Annotated in this window: 15 protein-coding genes; 10 read left to right on the forward strand and 5 right to left on the reverse strand. The window is 69.4% G+C overall.

Annotated features, from left to right (window positions below):
* Positions 1–103: 103 nt before the first annotated feature.
* Positions 104–763 (forward strand): rhomboid family intramembrane serine protease, encoded by a 660-nt coding sequence (locus tag ACIBX3_RS34655; RefSeq protein WP_397124499.1) that lies wholly within the window; start codon positions 104–106, stop codon positions 761–763.
* A gap of 25 nt (positions 764–788) precedes the next feature.
* Here the strand turns inward: ACIBX3_RS34655 and ACIBX3_RS34660 are convergent, their stop codons facing one another.
* The 3 genes from ACIBX3_RS34660 to ACIBX3_RS34670 all read right to left on the reverse strand — a co-directional run bounded on the left by ACIBX3_RS34660 (position 789) and on the right by ACIBX3_RS34670 (position 3,399).
* A complete protein-coding gene (locus ACIBX3_RS34660; protein WP_397124501.1) occupies positions 789–1,226 on the reverse strand; it encodes a hypothetical protein in 438 nt (145 codons plus the stop codon).
* 122 nt (positions 1,227–1,348) lie between these two features.
* Positions 1,349–2,041 (reverse strand): hypothetical protein, encoded by a 693-nt coding sequence (locus ACIBX3_RS34665; RefSeq protein ID WP_397124504.1) that lies wholly within the window; start codon positions 2,039–2,041, stop codon positions 1,349–1,351.
* Positions 2,032–3,399, reverse strand: coding sequence for an alpha/beta fold hydrolase (locus ACIBX3_RS34670; protein WP_397124506.1), 1,368 nt, complete (start codon positions 3,397–3,399; stop codon positions 2,032–2,034). The genes ACIBX3_RS34665 and ACIBX3_RS34670 overlap by 10 nt, the downstream gene beginning before the upstream one ends.
* A gap of 103 nt (positions 3,400–3,502) precedes the next feature.
* On the opposite strand from ACIBX3_RS34670, the gene ACIBX3_RS34675 reads away from it, so the two are divergent.
* The 3 genes from ACIBX3_RS34675 (at position 3,503) to ACIBX3_RS34685 (ending at position 7,801) form a co-directional block, all read left to right on the forward strand.
* Complete coding sequence (locus tag ACIBX3_RS34675) at positions 3,503–4,564, forward strand: sensor histidine kinase (protein WP_397124508.1); 1,062 nt, start codon at positions 3,503–3,505, stop codon at positions 4,562–4,564.
* Positions 4,561–5,190 (forward strand): response regulator, encoded by a 630-nt coding sequence (locus ACIBX3_RS34680; protein WP_397124510.1) that lies wholly within the window; start codon positions 4,561–4,563, stop codon positions 5,188–5,190. Before ACIBX3_RS34675 ends, ACIBX3_RS34680 begins: the two co-directional genes overlap by 4 nt.
* A 112-nt stretch (positions 5,191–5,302) precedes the next feature.
* On the forward strand, positions 5,303–7,801 hold the full coding sequence (locus ACIBX3_RS34685) for a polysaccharide lyase family 8 super-sandwich domain-containing protein (protein WP_397124512.1): 2,499 nt from the start codon (positions 5,303–5,305) through the stop codon (positions 7,799–7,801).
* 159 nt (positions 7,802–7,960) lie between these two features.
* Here the strand turns inward: ACIBX3_RS34685 and ACIBX3_RS34690 are convergent, their stop codons facing one another.
* Both ACIBX3_RS34690 and ACIBX3_RS34695 read right to left on the reverse strand, forming a co-directional pair.
* The gene (locus ACIBX3_RS34690) at positions 7,961–8,332 is read right to left on the reverse strand and encodes a DUF4267 domain-containing protein (RefSeq protein WP_397124514.1); all 372 of its coding nucleotides are present in this window, start codon (positions 8,330–8,332) and stop codon (positions 7,961–7,963) included.
* A gap of 167 nt (positions 8,333–8,499) precedes the next feature.
* Positions 8,500–10,383: an adenylyl cyclase gene (locus tag ACIBX3_RS34695; protein WP_397124516.1), complete on the reverse strand. Its 1,884-nt coding sequence runs from the start codon at positions 10,381–10,383 to the stop codon at positions 8,500–8,502.
* A 334-nt stretch (positions 10,384–10,717) separates the two neighbouring features.
* Here ACIBX3_RS34695 and ACIBX3_RS34700 point away from each other — a divergent pair, with 334 nt between their 5' ends.
* The 6 genes from ACIBX3_RS34700 (at position 10,718) to ACIBX3_RS34725 (ending at position 14,997) form a co-directional block, all read left to right on the forward strand.
* Positions 10,718–11,668, forward strand: a complete 951-nt coding sequence (locus ACIBX3_RS34700; protein ID WP_397124519.1) for an SPFH domain-containing protein — start codon at positions 10,718–10,720, stop codon at positions 11,666–11,668.
* Between the two features lie 5 nt (positions 11,669–11,673).
* The gene (locus ACIBX3_RS34705) at positions 11,674–11,940 is read left to right on the forward strand and encodes a hypothetical protein (RefSeq protein ID WP_397124521.1); all 267 of its coding nucleotides are present in this window, start codon (positions 11,674–11,676) and stop codon (positions 11,938–11,940) included.
* A complete protein-coding gene (locus ACIBX3_RS34710; protein WP_397124523.1) occupies positions 11,915–12,565 on the forward strand; it encodes a GPP34 family phosphoprotein in 651 nt (216 codons plus the stop codon). Before ACIBX3_RS34705 ends, ACIBX3_RS34710 begins: the two co-directional genes overlap by 26 nt.
* A gap of 167 nt (positions 12,566–12,732) precedes the next feature.
* Complete coding sequence (locus ACIBX3_RS34715) at positions 12,733–13,629, forward strand: ABC transporter ATP-binding protein (protein ID WP_397124525.1); 897 nt, start codon at positions 12,733–12,735, stop codon at positions 13,627–13,629.
* Complete coding sequence (locus tag ACIBX3_RS34720) at positions 13,626–14,735, forward strand: ABC transporter permease (protein WP_397124527.1); 1,110 nt, start codon at positions 13,626–13,628, stop codon at positions 14,733–14,735. Before ACIBX3_RS34715 ends, ACIBX3_RS34720 begins: the two co-directional genes overlap by 4 nt.
* Before the next feature lie 73 nt (positions 14,736–14,808).
* Positions 14,809–14,997: a hypothetical protein gene (locus tag ACIBX3_RS34725; RefSeq protein WP_397124529.1), complete on the forward strand. Its 189-nt coding sequence runs from the start codon at positions 14,809–14,811 to the stop codon at positions 14,995–14,997.
* Positions 14,998–15,181 lie beyond the last annotated feature (184 nt).

A 15,181-nucleotide genomic window follows, 5' to 3' on the forward strand; every position in this document is an offset into this window, starting at 1 on the left:
CTGCTCCATCCGTGATCTTTTGTCCCGATACTGGTTCCCGCCTGCAGGACACCCACAAACCAGGAGGATCCGGGTGGAGGTCAAAGGTCGTACAGCCGAGATCATGATCGCGGAAGCCCGCAAGGCCTTCTGGGTGATGGTCGGATTCCTGGCCGTCATCTGGACAGTACAGATCGTCAACTGGGCGTCGGGCTACGCGCTGAGCTACCAGTACGGTCTCCGGCCATGGAGCCCCGACAGCCTGCCCGACATCGCCTCGGCGCCGTTCCTGCACTGGAGCTGGGCACACATCGAAGCCAACTCGGGGCCGCTGTTCGTCTTCGGCTTCCTGTCCGCCTATCGGGGCGTCGCCAAGTTCCTCGGCGTGACGGGACTCATCATCGTGGTCAGCGGCCTCGGCGCCTGGTTCACCGCCAGCCCGCTGAGCGTGGGCGCGGGCGCGAGCGGCGTCGTCTTCGGCTACTTCGGGTACGTCCTGGTGCGCGGCATATTCGACCGGCACCTGATCGACATCGTGGTAGGCGTGGTCATGGCCCTGTGCTTCGCCTACCAGTTCACCGGCCTGCTGCCCCAGGAGGGCGTCGGCTGGCAGGCTCACTTGTCCGGCTTCCTCGCCGGCCTGCTGGGTGGCTGGGTGTTCCGCGACCGCCACCGCGACCGCCACCGCGACCGCGACCGCGCCCGTCCCCGTCCGGCGCCGGCCTCTCCGCCGCAGGACTCCAAGGCCGCGCTGCTGAAGGAACTGGACGATCTCGGACTCTGACAGCCGCAGCCCCTGGCCTTTCCGGTCACCTGTAGTACTCGTAGTGGACGCTGGTCCTGGCCCTGGTGTTGAAGTCGATCCGGCCGTCGAGGTAGCGGTTCCACAGGCGGGTGAGTTTCGCCGACCGTACGGTGCAGCCGGCCCAGCGGACTCCCTTGGGGCGGATGCCGCCGACGTAGTCGTAGCAGGCCCCGACCTTCGTGCCGTTGACCCAGAGCCGGGCGTTCAGGCTGACGTCGTAGAGCCTCTTGCGGGTGAGGTTCTTGATCCGGACCTTGATGCGGCAGGTGTCCTCGCACTTGCCGAAGTAAATCTTGTAGTGGAGCAGGTGCGGGCGAGCTGTCGTGCCTGTTCCCAGGGAGCTCTGCGCTGCCGTGGACGCCGAGGCCGCCGCCGGCGTCACCGCGACGACGCCGGTCGCGGCGGTGGCCGCTAAGAGCATGCCGACAAGACTCCTGGTCATGTTTCCCCCATGGCCATGAACAGCCGCTTCCCCCGTTGAAAGCGGCACACTCTCCTCGATTAACCGTCAGGAAAGTGGCTTAGTCAACATTTGTCCCGGCTGGTGTCATCGGTGCGGGACGTTCACGGCATGAGGGCACGTACGGCCCCTCGCCCGCCGTTCGCCTCCGCCCAGCGGCTCACCTGGCAGGCGGCCTCGGCGTACAGCTGGGAATCCGCCGATGCCGCGCGCAGCCAGTCGGCGAGCGTGGCCGGGAGGGGCCGGCGGGAGTCGATCAGGCAGCGGTCGCCGGTCGGGGCGAGGTATCGGGGATCGTCGCTGACCAGGACGGCGAGACCCTCATCGAACCACTGCGGGACCTCGGCGCCCCCGAGACGGGCGTGGAGTTCCACGTGGGTCAGTTCGTGCGAGGCGATCACGGGATCGACGCCGCGCGGGGACAACATCACCGACCGGTTCAGTACGGCGATGCCGCGTTCACGGCCGCCGCCGATCCTGCGGTAACAGTCCTCGGACAAGCACACCAGGACGTCCGGTGAGCTTTTCAGTCCTCCGAAGAAGTCACTCACCCGCTTGTTCGCCTGCTCGACGACCTCGGCAACGTGCCGGCGTCGTGCCTGCGGCAGGCCGGGTTCCACGTACAGGCCCGGCCGGAGCCGCTCCAGACCGTAACAGCCGGGGCAGGCGGTGGCCGCGACGGAGGGGAACCAGATCGCTGTCACTGCCGCGGCGCCGGTGAGGAGGACCGCGATGACGGCGACCGCGATCCACCGGCGTTTTCCGCGGCGGCTCCCCTCTTGCCGGATCAAGGGCATGTGGTTCCCTCCGGCGGCAGCCGGCGCTCGGTGACGTATCTGCTGACGTGGCCGATGACGCAGGGGTTGGCCATCGCGCCGAAGAGGTTGTGGCCCGGGCCGTCGTGTTCGATCGTGCGGCTGCCGGGGATCTGCTCGACCACCCGGCGGGTGGAGTCATGGTCCTGCCAGGTGCCGGCGCCCAGGAACGGCGGCAGCGTACGGGGCATCGGTGTGGGCGGGTTGGTCACCGGGGTCGGCCAGCCGGCGCAGGTGAGCGGCAGGTGCCAGGCGAGTCCGAAGGAGGCGCCGGTGTTGGGGGCGATGGCGCGCAGCCGCTTGACCGTGCGCGCGACGTCCCGCTGATGGGCGGGGCGCGGGAGGTCCAGGCACTCCTTGTACCCGCCGCCCGGGGCGCCGGGGTAGGGCTGGCGGCTCGACAGCGCGAAGCCCGAAGCGTCGCCGGCCTCGGCCGCCGTGATGGCCGCCGTGAAGTCGCCCCAGGCTGCAGGACCGGGTCGGAGCTTCAGGAACGCGATCGCCTGCAACTGCGTGCCGTCGAAGCGGGCGTCGACCTTCGGGGCGGGGATCGGCTCGCGGTTCGCCTCGGCGATCAGCGCCTGCCAGCGTTTCTCCGTCCCGGCGGGCGCCCACGCGAAGAACCGGTCCATGAAGCGCTCGGTCTCGCGGGCTATGGTGTCGAGTTCCCGTTCCCAGTCGCGGAGGCTGTGGTTCTTGGTGCCGTCGATGTACATCGTGCGCACACGATGGGGGAACAGCCGGGCGTAGGACTGCGCGATCGTTCCGCCGTACGACAGGCCGAGGAAGTTCATCTTGTTCTCGCCGAGCGCTTTGCGGATGGCATCGGCGTCTCTGGCGTCGGCGGCCGAGTCCATGTGATCGAAGAGTTCGGGGTCGGTGTCGCGGCACTTGTCGGCCCTGGCCTTGTTGGCCGCGGCGATTTGGTCGAAGCCGGCCTGGTCGGCGGGAAACGGCGGCGTGCGCACAAAGCCCCAGTCGCACTTCAGCACCGCGCTGCTGAGCCCGGGGTAGCCTCGCGGGTCCCACGTCACGACATCCATCGACGCCCTGATCTTGTCGAAGATCTGGGTGCGTGAACCCAGCGAGGCGATCTGGTACCCCTGAGGGCCGCCGAAGTTGACCATCACGGACCCCCTCTTCGTGCCGGTGGCGGGCAGGCGGGCCACCTTGAGGGTGATCGTACGGTCGCTCTTGGGCGACACGGCGACGGGCAGGTCCGCGCACTGGAGCTCGGGCGCGTCCGCGATGGGACAGGCACTCCACTTGAGGGACGGCTGCGAGGTCTGGGCGCTGAGAGGTGTCGCGAGGACGGCCAGCGCCATGAGTGCTTTGAGCATGCGGAGAACGCTAAGAGCGCGCTCAGGGTGCGGTCTGCCCGCGAAAGTCATCGATTTCTGTTCACCAAAGTTGACTGTGGAGGCAATGAGTAGGGTGAGCCCTATGTCCAGATATGCGCTTGTCGCCGCGGTCGTGGTCGCGGATACGGCGCTGCTGTGGTTGGACGGGACGCAAGGCTGGCTGCTGGCCGCGTACGCCGGGGCGGTGGCGCTCGCCATGGCGGCGATGAACCGCCTGCCGTTCGCCGCCTTCCTCGCGGCGCTGGCGCTGGCGGTGCTCACCGGAGGGTCGCTGGCCCTGCTGACCTGCACCGGCTTCCAGGCGGGGCACCGCATCTCAGCACGCAGAGATCTGGTGGTGACGGCAGGCGCCCTCAGCGCATATGTGTGCGTCCTCCTGCTGGCCGTGCAACGATCCCCCGGCGCTGAGGAACCGTGGATCAGCTTGGCCCGCGTCGTCGTGCTGACCGCGCTGCCGTTGCTCGTCGGCCGGTACGTGGCCGAGCAGCGCGAGCACCTGCGGCGGGAGAGGGCCCTCATCGCCGAGCAGGAACGGCTACGCGAGCGGCTGCGCATCGCCCATGACATGCACGACTCGCTCGGTCACCTGCTCAGCCTGGTGTCCGTGCAGGCCGCCGCGCTTGAAGTGGCCCCTTTGCCGTCAGACCGGCAGCGGGCGGTGCGCGGCCTCGCGGACACCGCCCGTGCCGCCGCGGCCGAACTGCACGAGGTGGTCAACGCGCTGCGCAGACATGACGCCCACGGCCTCGAGGAGATCGACGACCTCGTCGCACGATCCCGTGCGGCGGGTGCCTCGGTCACGATCGAGACGCGCGGCGAGGCCGTTCCGCTCATGGATCCGGGGGCGTCCCACGCCGCCTATCGGGTCGTGCAGGAAGGGCTGACCAACGCGGTCAAGCACGCGTCGGGCGAGCCGATCACCGTGTCACTCGACTGGCAGCCCGACGCTCTCCTGATCTCGGTGGCGAACCCGGTGTCCCGCCGTTCCCCGTCCGCCGGCGGCGGGAGCGGGAGCGGCCTGCGCGGGCTGACGGAACGCGTCGCCGCGGCCGGGGGCCTGCTGCGGGTCCACCCGGGATCGCGCGAGTTCCGGCTCGTCGCGATGCTCCCGCTGGTGCCGGCCCTCGCGGGGGCCGCCACGTGATCAAGATTTTGATCGCCGACGACGAGCCCCTCATCACCACCGGCATCCGTACCGTCCTGGAGTCGGCCGGGGACATCGAGGTGGTGGCCGTCGCGCGTGACGGACGCGAGGCGGTGCAGGCCGCCCGCCGGCACCGCGTCGACGTCGCGCTCCTGGACATCTCGATGCCGGTGATGGACGGCCTGGCCGCCGCCGCCGAACTGACCGGGCCGCGCGTGGTGATGCTCACCGCCTTCGGCGATGAGGACAACGTACGGCGAGCGGTGCGGCGAGGCGTGTCCGGGTTCGTGCTGAAGACGTGCACCCCGGACGAGCTGATCCGCGCGGTCCGTGCCGCTCATGCCGGGCAGGCGTACCTGTCGCCGGCTGTGGCGCGGCAGGTGCTCGACATGGCGGCCCCGGGCGACGACGAGCGCGGACGCGACGCCGCCCGCCGGCTGGCCGCCCTCACGGCTCGCGAAGCCGACATCCTCGCCCTGGTCGCGCAGGGCCTGTCCAACGCCGAGGTCGCGCGGCGCGTCCACATGACCGAGGCCACCGTCAAAACCTACGTCAGCCGCATCCTCGCCAAGCTGAACTGCACGAACCGGGTGCAAGCGGCCCTGCTGCTCCGGGACGCGACTTGAGGCCTGGTCGAACCCCGCCGGAGAGCCGTGCGAATGCCTGGGCTGACCAAAATAGATCATGTAAGGTGAGCCCGGCATATCCTCCAACGGCCTGGAGTTCGTCGTGCCGCACATGTCTCGTCGCCAGGTTCTCTCCCTGCTTCCCGCCGCCGGTCTGCTCGCCGTAGCCTCCCCCTCGCGTGCCGCGGCGGGCATCGATCACGCGCGGCTGCTCGCCAACACCGTGGCCACCTTCGCCGGGACTCCGGACGTCAATGCCCGCCCCGAGGTCGCCGGCAAGCTCGCGGCGATCGTCAGGACCGCCTTCCAACGGCTGACCGCCATGGACCAGGCGGGTGACGGCGAGCTGTTCTCCGGGCTGAAGCTCGGCACCGACGACGCCAACCTCCGGCTGGCCTACCAGTACCTGTACGAGATCGCGCTGGCCACCCGCACGCCGGGTGGCGAACTCGTCGATGACCCCGCCGTCCAGCGGCGGGTCGCCGACGGTCTGCTGTGGTTGCACGAGCGCTACTACGGCGACCAGTCGAAGGGCTACTACGGCAACTGGCACAACTGGGAGATCGGCATCTCCACCCACGTGAGCAGGACCTTGGCCCTGCTGGCCGAACGGGTGCGGGAGGAACGGCCCGACCTGACGGCGACGTACATCGCCTCGATGGACGCCTACCTGCGCAACGGCAAGAACGGCGACGTCGACCTCGACTCGCGGTTCCACACCGGGGCCAACCTGGCCGACATCACCGCCAACCGGATCCTGCAGGGCGCGCTCACCGGCGACGACGCCCGCGTCGCCAAGGCCATCGCCGACCAGGCCACGGTCTTCGCCACGATCGACCCCTACAACCTCCAGCACGGGGTCACCGACGGCTACTACCGCGACGGCTCCTTCATCCAGCACCACTCGGTCGCCTACACCGGCTCCTACGGCCGCGCCCTGCTGACCCGCGTCGTCCAGACCCTCAAGATGCTCGAAGGCGCGACCAGCGACGCTGCATCCGAGGGCCTGCCCGGCGTGGTGCACCGCTGGATCACCGACGGCTTCGCCCCGCTGATCTTCGAGGGGTGGATGATGGAGATCGTCAAGGGGCGGGCGGTCTCGCGCACCACGACCGGCTACGCCGACGTCGGGGTGATCGTGGAGGCCATCGCCGACCTGGCGGAGCACGTCGAGGCGGCCGGCGCTCTCGCCCTGAAGAAATACGTCAAGTTCCTGCCGGCCGCAGACACGGCCGCCTTCGTCTCCCCGGTCAGCATCGCCCGCTACGCGGCCATCCGCGCCGATGCCGCCATCCCGTCCGCCGACCTGAACCCGCCCGAGCGCAGCGTGGCGTTCAACGCCATGGACCGGACCGTCCACCGGCGCCCCGGCTACGCCTTCGCCCTGGCGCGAAGTTCAGACCGGATCAGCAAATACGAGTACATGAACGGCGAGAACCTCATGCCCTGGTTCCAGGGCGACGGCGCCTACTACCTCTATCTCACGGGCGAGGACCAGCGCGAGGTCTTCGGCGTCGACTACTACACGGCCGTCTCGCCGTACCGGCTGGCCGGGGTCACCGCGCCGGTGGAGGAGCGGCGGACGGTGCCCGAGTTGTACGGCCGGTTCTGGTACGAGAACCCGGGCCATCCGCTGAACTTCACCTCGTCCTCGGAGTCCCAGAACACCTACGTGTACTTCCCGCGTGCCGGGAACACCTTCTCCGGCGGCGCGACGCTCGGCGCGTACGGCGCGGCCGGCATGGTGCAGTCGGACGACGCCGCCTACACGGCCAAACAGGCGGGCATCCTGCCCGACGACTTCGTCGCCTACCGGAACGCCCGCGCCACCAAGTCCTGGTTCATGCTCGACGACGAGATCGTGGTGCTCGCCGCGGGCGTCTCGGGTCAGGGCGGCCGCGACGCGGTGACCACCGTGGACAGCCGCATCGCCGCTCCCGGCGACACGGTCGCGCTCACCGGCGAGGGCTGGAACGGCGGGGCCTGGCAGGCGGGGGACACCACGCCGCCGCGCTGGCTGCGCTACGCCAACGGCACCCGCCGTACCGCGATCGGCTACGCCTTCCTCACCCGGCAGCCCGTCGCGGCCGGGTTGGAGACGGTGACCCGCAGCCGCAGAGTCGTGCGCACGGCCAACCCCGACACCGGCGTGACCAAGAACGTCTTCACCGCCTCGATCGCCCATCCCGCCACCGGCCGCGTCCCCGCCCTCGCCTACGCCCTGGTCCCGAACGCGACGGAGACCCGCCTGCGCGGCTACGCGCACGGACCGCTGACCGTCCTGGCCAACGACCGACACGTGCAGGCGATCAAGCACAAGACTCCCGGGATCGTCGCCGCCAACGTCTTCTCCGCAGGCCCGCGCCACGTCGAGCGCCTGCTCATCGACGGCCCCGCCTCGGTCATCGTCCAGTCCGGCGAGCGCACGGTCGTCGCCCTGTCCGACCCCACGATGAAACGCGACCGCGTCTCCGTCGTCCTCCATGGCGCGTCCCTTCGCCTCGCCGCGGCCGACGAGGGGGTGACGGTACGACGCGTGCCGGGCGGCACCCTGATCCAGGCGACGACCCGCCACGCCCACGGCCGCACCTTCACCGCCACCCTGCGCTGAACCGGTGATGTCGCCGTCGTCCGAGGCGAACTCCTTCCGTCAGCGTCGTGCCCATTCCTCCGGCCGGCGGCTGAGCGGCGAGATCGCCTCGCTCGGTTCCCGGCCCAGGCCGGTCGGCGTGTAGCTGCGGGACAGGGGCGGTGGCGAGGGTCACGCGGTTCAGACGGCGAAAAGGAGGGCGGCGCTGATGAGGATGATGACCGCCGTGGCGAAGTGGATGCCGAAGGCTACGGCCTTGGTGCCGCCGTGGCGCAGGACGATGAGGGTGTCGCCGATGGGGACAAGGGCGACCACCAGCATGAACCAGGCCACCGCGTCGGCATCGGCGAAGGCGAGCAGCGCCAGGCCGACGAGGCCGGAGGTGAGGTCACGCAGGCCTTTGATGGTCAGGTAGGCGGCGTCGCCGTCCTGCTTGGCGGGCACGCCGTAGCCGGCGGCCGCGACCTTCGGGGACAGCAGGAATCGGGCGCCGATGAAGATGACGAACAGGGTGAGGACGACAGCCAGGCCGTAGGCGAAGGGGGCAAGCACTGATCTACTCCAATTTCTAGCATCGCTATCTACGATGGCGACGCTAGCAGATCAGTGATAAAGATTCTAGCGATGCTAGAATCTTAGGTGCCTCTCGGTCTCCGTACAGGGACGATCCTCGCGTGCGTGGGCCGGAGCCCGGAGACTCCGGCCCACCGGGGCGGGCCCTACGGGGCCGGGTGGTCCACGACGTACACCGGCGCACCGATCTTGGTCGTGTCGGCCGCATCGCCCACGCCGTTGACGACGTGGTCGATCGTCCCGGCGCTGAGGTTGACGGTCATGATGTGGTGCAGCTTGACGCCCGGGGTCTGCGGGACTTCGAAGCCGTTCTCGGTGTGGATCTGCGGGTTGTTCTGGTTGAAGACGTAGACCCCGCCGCCGTAGAGGTCGTGCGTCTTCACGCGGTTGCCGACCTTGTAGCCGGCCCACCCCTCGACGTCGCCGTTCATCCAGTCGGCCTGGGCCGGCGGGTCGTACGGCAGCTCGTTCTGGTACAGGATCGTCGTGCCGTCGTCGCCGTTCCAGACGGTGTTGTACTGCTGGAAGTGCTCGACGAACAGGCCGGTCGCGGTCACGTGGTCGCCGTTGACGACGGCGCCGTTGCGGCCGAGGTTGGTGTTCCAGCGCTGGGTGTCGGTGAAGCCCTCGGCACCGTGGTCGGCGCGCCACACCCAGGCGTGGTCGATGAGCACGTTGTCGCTGTTGACCTCGAGCGCGATGTCGGTCTTGCCGACATGCGGCCCGCCGACCCGGAAGTACACGTCGGACAGAGTCGTCGGGTTGTCCGGCGAGCTCCAGCGCTTCCCGTGCTTCTTGCCCACCCTCAGCAGGACCGGCGACTTCTCGAGACCAGCGTCGACGGTCACGCCGGCGACGACGACGCCGGGGACGTCCGCGACGTCGAGCGGGGTCGAGCCGCGGACGGCGGTGAGCGTGGCGTGCCCGAGACCCAGGACGACCGTGTTCGGGCGCTTGATCTCGATGCTCCGCGCGATGTCGTACAGGCCGGGCGTGAGCAGCAGGTGCTTGCCGCGCGCGAGCTGGTTGTTGATGACCTGCACCGAATCCGACGGCTTCGCGACGAAGAAGTCGGTGATCGGCAGCGTACGGCCCGGCGTCATGCCGTCGGCCCACGAGATGCCCCGCGTGTCCTTCCGGGCGGCGGGCACGCGGACCTTGTACCTGCCCTGCGCGTCGGCGTACAGGTAGGGCTTCTCCCGGCTGACGGGAGTGGCGTCGAGCGTCGTGTACGGCGGATTCGGGAACCCTGCCTCGTCCGGTGCGCCCACGACGCCCGCGAAGACCTGGTTCCACACCCCGTTCGACCAACCGGCGACCTCGCTGTTGCGGGTCAGCCACTGCTGTTGCGATCCGTTCGTGACGGACGGCAGCTTGGAGTCGGCGATGAAGCCGCCGCTGGCGTACTGCGGGCCGGCGGTGCAGTAGTCCATCAGCGACAGGTTGCCGCCGCTGATGTTGAGACGGCGCAGGGACACCGCCTGGGAGACGGCCCAGAAGTTCGCCGACGACCTGCAGCCGTCCTGGCCGGCCGCGTTGACGTTGATCGACAGGTTGGACAGGGTGCGCCAGAAGTTGACGAGCGCCAGGCAGTTGCCGGTTCCGCCGTCCGCCAGGCAGCGGTTGTAGACCTCGACCTTGCCGTTGATGACGACGTCGGTGGGTGAGGCGCCCAGGCCGGCGATCTCGGTGTAGTAGCCGACCTTGATCTGGAGGGGGTGCTCGGCTGTGCCGTACGTGCCGGGCTTGAAGAGGTAGGCGTGGCGCGTGGCGCCCATCTCGTTGTCGACCTGAGCGGTGTGTGCCGCGTCGAGGGTCGCCTGGATTTCGCTGACCGGCATGCTCGGATCGAAGACGGTGACGTTCGGCCCGAGATCGGGGGCGCCGTGGGCCGGCGATGCGGCGGAGGCGGCCGTTCCCGCCATCGTGACGGCGGTCGCCAGCACGAGACCGAACGTCAACGCCCGGGCGATCTGCAGACCGGGGCGCCGCCTCGTGAGACCCCCGTCGCCGGGAGGCTGGGTCGTCATACGGTTCGTCCTTTCCGCTGCGGGTGCAGCGCTCCATGGACTGTGGACGTCGGAGGTGGATGAGATCCTTCGACCTCTGGTCGGACACCGCCAGACCGGGAGAGAGCGCTCTCTCGGGACCGGAGGTTCGTATCAAGGTCCGGAAAGGTGTCGGACGTTTGTACCGCGTGGACCGGTCGGATCACAAGTGCGCGGATGTGTCCCGCGTCATTGCCGAGTGACCCGGAGCTCGTCCGGTGTCCAGCCGGTGCCCTGAGAACCGGGGTCTGTCGCAGTCGCCGAAAAAGTGATATCACTTTGATAGCGAAATGAAGTCATGGAGAAGGGACGGACGATGGCGAACACATCGGGCGGGGCCGCACTTGAGGCCGCCGTCGTGGACATGCCCGCACCGCAGACGAGCGAGCAGCCGGTTCGGGCGGCCAACGGGTTCGTGATGCTGGGGGTGGCGACGGCGCTGGTCCTGGCCGGAATCGCGCTGCTCGTCACGGGAATCGTCATGCTCGCCTCGGGGGCCGGGCAGGGCGGCATGTGGGCGGTCATCGTGAGCATCCTGATGATCCTGTTCGGGTTCTTCATGTACTTCGGCCTCACCGCGGTGGCGCCGGGCGAGGCCAGGGTGGTGCAGTTGCTCGGCCGGTACGTCGGCACCCTGCGCACCCCCGGCTTCCAGTGGGTCAACCCGATCACGGTGCGCCGGCGGGTGTCCACGAGGATCCGCAACCACGAGACGGGCAGGACGAAGGTCAACGACGCGGACGGCAACCCGATCCAGATCGCGACCGTGGTGGTCTGGCAGGTGCAGGACACCGCGCGGGCGGTCTTCGAGGTGGACGACTTCGTGGAGTTCGTGGCCATCCAGGCGGAGACGGCCGTGCGGCACATCGCGGGCAGCTATCCGTACGACGCGCACGGCGAGCCCAGGCTGTCCCTGCGCGACAACGCCGACGAGATCAACGAACGGCTGTCCACGGAGATCGCGGCCAGGGTGTCGTCCGCCGGGGTGAAGGTCATCGAGTCCCGCATCATCCACCTGGCGTACGCGCCCGAGATCGCCCACGCCATGCTGCGCCGCCAGCAGGCGGGCGCAGTGGTGGCGGCCCGGCAGCGGATCGTCGAGGGGGCGGTCGGCATGGTGGAGATGGCCCTGGCCAGGCTCGCCGAGCACGACGTGGTCGAGCTGGACGAGGAGCGCAAGGCGGCCATGGTGAGCAACCTGCTCGTGGTTCTGGTCGGTGACCGCGACACCCAGCCCGTGATCAACACGGGCACGCTCTACCAGTAATCACCGTGGAGCGGAAGAAGATCCTGCTGCGGCTTGACCCGGTGGTTCACGACGCGCTGGCCAGGTGGGCGTCCGACGAGCTGCGCAGCACGAACTCCCAGATCGAGTTCCTGCTGCGCAGGGCCCTCTCCGAGGCCGGACGCCTGCCCGACGGGGTGGGGCGGATGCGCCCACGCGGACGGCCGAGGAAGGCGCCAGAGGACGACACCGGGGACGACACATACCAGGAAGAAGAGGAGCGGGCGGATGGAGACGCAAGTGAAGCAGGGTGAGTCACTGACCCGATCGGCCTTCCTGCTGGCCTTCGACCTGCGGAAGGAGAAGCTGACTCAGCGGAGCGAGCTGGGCTACCTGTTGCGCGCGGCCACCCTCGCCGAGCTGCTGCTGGCGGGCAACCTGGCGGACGAGTCGGGCAAGGCGCGAGCTCTCACCGCCCCGGCCGCCGAGCCGGGTTCCCTGCGGGCCGTGGTCTGGGAGCAGATCTCGAACTCGCCGCCCCGCTCATGGCGGCGGTGGGTGGACAAGGACAGCGGCAAGGCGGTCCGCGTGGTACGCGACGAGCTGGCGGCCGCCCGGCTGATCAGCGTGGAGCGGCGCCGGATCCTGCTGTTCCCGGTCGAGCGGATCACGCTGCGCAAGGCGTACCTGTCGCGCAGGCTGGCCGAGCGCGTCAGCCGGGTCATCCGCGGCGGCCAGCCGGTCGGGCACCTGGACGAGGACGTCCGCGTCCTGGCGGCGCTGGCCACGGCGGCCCAGCTCAAGACGGTGGTCCCCTCCTGGCGCGAGACGCGTCTGCGCCGGGACCGGATCCAGCAGCTGTCCGCGCCCATTGAGCCGATCGCGACCGCATTGCGCAAGAGCGTCGAGGCGGCCAGGTCGTCGTACGGAGCGGGCTGACACGACGAATCACGGCGGCTCCCACCGCCGGCTCTCGGAGGAGATCACTTGACCACGTCAGTCGAAGCGCCGGCCCGGCCCCGCGCCATCGAGCACACGATTTCCGCGACTACCAGGGCGAACGGCTCGGAAACCACGTTTTGCCCCATGATGAAGGAGAGGATCTGATGCTGGAGATCAGCGAGTTACGCAAGCGCTTCGCGGGCGGTCCCGACGCTCCCGACGGCAAGCTCGCCCTGGATGGGATCAGTTTCGTCGTACGGCCGGGGGAGATGTTCGGGTTCGTCGGCGCGAACGGCGCGGGCAAGACGACGACCATGCGCATCGTGATGGGTGTGCTCCAGGCCGATTCCGGCTCGGTGAGCTGGCAGGGCCGCTTGCTCGGCTACGACGACCGGCGCCGCTTCGGCTACATGCCGGAGGAGCGCGGTCTCTACCAGAAGATGCGGGTCGCCGAGCAGATCGAATACTTCGGCCGCCTGCACGGGATGAGCGCCGCGACCGCCGAGAAGGCCACCGAGGACCTCATGGAGCGGCTGGGCGTGGCCGAGCGCAGGAACGACGCGGTGCAGGCGCTCTCACTGGGCAACCAGCAGCGTGTGCAGCTGGCGGTGGCGCTGGTGCACGACCCCCAGGTGCTGGTGCTGGATGAGCCGTTCTCGGGGCTCGACCCGATCGCGGTGGACGCGCTGGCCACGGCGCTGCAGGAGCGGTGCAGGGGTGGCGTTCCGGTGATCTTCTCCAGCCACCAGCTGGAACTGGTCGAGCGGCTGTGCGACTCGGTCGGCATCGTCTCCGCCGGCCGGATGGTGGCCACGGGCACGGTGGCCGGCTTGCGCGCGGCCGAAGGCGACACGCTGCGCGTGGTCGTCCGCGACCCCGCCCCCGGCTGGGCCGATGGGCTGCCGGGCACGGTCACCGTACGCGGCGATCAGCACATCCTGCGTACGACCGAGGGCGACGGCCAGGAGATCCTGCGCCGCGCCGTCAAGGCAGGCCACGTCGAGCACTTCGGCCACGACCAGCCGACCCTCACCGAGATCTTCAAGGAGGCCGTGGCGTGAACGGGTTGATGCTGGTCGCCCGCCGCGAGATCGTGACGCAGATCCGCACGAAGGCGTTCGTCATCGGCCTCGTCATCACGGCCGTGCTGGTGGCGGCGATCTCCTTCGCGCCCAAGGTGCTGGACCGCCCCGACTCCTACACTCTCGGCACCGTCAACTCCCAGCCGTTGCCGCTGCAGGCGGCCGCGCCGGAGGCGAAGTTCGAGTGGCGATCGTTCCCCGGCGAAGCCGCGGCCAAGCAGGCCGTGCTCGACGGCGACGTGGACGCGGTGCTGGTCAACGGCACGAAGGTGCTCACCGACGGCGATATCAACGACGAGCTCGGGGTGCTCCTGCAGAGCGTCAACCGGGAGGTGCGGCTCGGCGCGGTCGGCGTGTCCATCCCGCCGCTGCAGATGGAGTCCGTGCGCGCCGACGCCCGCTACGACTCCGCACGGACCGGGATCGCGGTGGTGCTCGTCGTCGTGCTCTTCATGCTGCTCATCGGCCAGGTCTCGATGGTGGCCATGGGCGTGGTGGAGGAGAAGGGCAGCAGGATCGTGGAGATCCTGCTCTCCACGCTGCGGCCGTGGCAGTTGCTCGGCGGCAAGATCCTCGGGCTGGGCGTGCTCGGCCTGATCAACCTGGTCACGATCCTGGTCGTCGGCCTCGGCGCGGCCGTGGCCTCCGGGGTCGCCGCCGACTTCCCGCCCGGCGTCCCGGGGCTGGTGGCCGGGGTGCTGGTCTGGTTCGTGCTCGGGTACGCCTTCTTCGCCACCCTGTCGGCCGCGTTCGCCTCGCTGGTCTCGCGCCAGGAGGAGGTGAACACCGTGCTGACGCCCCTGATCATGACGGTCATGGTCACGTACTTCGTGGCCTTCTACGCCACCAACGAGCCCACCGGCACGCTGGCCACGGTCATGTCGTACGTGCCGCCGTTCTCCTCGATGATCATGCCGGTCCGGATGGCCGCGACCGAGGTGCCGCTGTGGCAGGTGGGGGCCTCCATGGCCGGCATGGTGGTGGCGGTGGTGGCGGTGCTGGCCTTCGGCGCGAAGGTGTACGAGCGGGCGGTGCTGCGGACGGGCGCCCGGGTCAAGCTCGGCGAAGTGCTGCGCGTGCGGTAAATGGACGATCTCTAGCGGGCGCGGCGCCTCACCTGGAAGATGCTGATCATCGACGAGCGTTCTGGAGGATGGCATGGTGCTGACCGAAACAGTCCCGGCGGCGTTACCGAAGCAGCGGAGCAGGTGGCCGTTCTTCGTGTGCCTGGCGCTCCTCGCCCCGATCGTCGCCTACGCCCTGGTGTTCAAGGTCCCCGAGTGGCAGAACGACGAGAAGCCGGCGGTACTACGAGTCCGCCGCGATCGAGGGGGTCGCAGGTGGTGAACTCTCCGGCACCGTCTACGTCAACCCGAGCGGATCATGGCGGGACGGGTTCAAGGGCGTCATCGTGCAGTTCTTTGACGGAGGTCACGAAGCCGGCTTCGATATGCGCTGCCACTGACCGAAGCACCGCGCCGCCGGCCGTGGCCCCGGAGCTGGGGTCGCGGCCGGTCGGGTTCACGGAGAC

Source organism: Nonomuraea sp. NPDC049480, assembly GCF_044465905.1.
Lineage (GTDB): Bacteria > Actinomycetota > Actinomycetes > Streptosporangiales > Streptosporangiaceae > Nonomuraea.

Excerpts from the sequence above, each read along its gene's own strand:
- ACIBX3_RS34655 (WP_397124499.1), top strand. The coding sequence starts at position 104 with ATGATCGCGGAAGCCCGCAAGGCCTTCTGGGTGATGGTCGGATTCCTG.
- ACIBX3_RS34660 (WP_397124501.1), bottom strand. The coding sequence starts at position 1,226 with ATGACCAGGAGTCTTGTCGGCATGCTCTTAGCGGCCACCGCCGCGACC.
- ACIBX3_RS34665 (WP_397124504.1), bottom strand. The coding sequence starts at position 2,041 with ATGCCCTTGATCCGGCAAGAGGGGAGCCGCCGCGGAAAACGCCGGTGG.
- ACIBX3_RS34670 (WP_397124506.1), bottom strand. The coding sequence starts at position 3,399 with ATGCTCAAAGCACTCATGGCGCTGGCCGTCCTCGCGACACCTCTCAGC.
- ACIBX3_RS34675 (WP_397124508.1), top strand. The coding sequence starts at position 3,503 with ATGTCCAGATATGCGCTTGTCGCCGCGGTCGTGGTCGCGGATACGGCG.
- ACIBX3_RS34685 (WP_397124512.1), top strand. The coding sequence starts at position 5,303 with ATGTCTCGTCGCCAGGTTCTCTCCCTGCTTCCCGCCGCCGGTCTGCTC.
- ACIBX3_RS34695 (WP_397124516.1), bottom strand. The coding sequence starts at position 10,383 with ATGACGACCCAGCCTCCCGGCGACGGGGGTCTCACGAGGCGGCGCCCC.
- ACIBX3_RS34700 (WP_397124519.1), top strand. The coding sequence starts at position 10,718 with ATGGCGAACACATCGGGCGGGGCCGCACTTGAGGCCGCCGTCGTGGAC.
- ACIBX3_RS34710 (WP_397124523.1), top strand. The coding sequence starts at position 11,915 with ATGGAGACGCAAGTGAAGCAGGGTGAGTCACTGACCCGATCGGCCTTC.
- ACIBX3_RS34715 (WP_397124525.1), top strand. The coding sequence starts at position 12,733 with ATGCTGGAGATCAGCGAGTTACGCAAGCGCTTCGCGGGCGGTCCCGAC.
- ACIBX3_RS34725 (WP_397124529.1), top strand. The coding sequence starts at position 14,809 with ATGGTGCTGACCGAAACAGTCCCGGCGGCGTTACCGAAGCAGCGGAGC.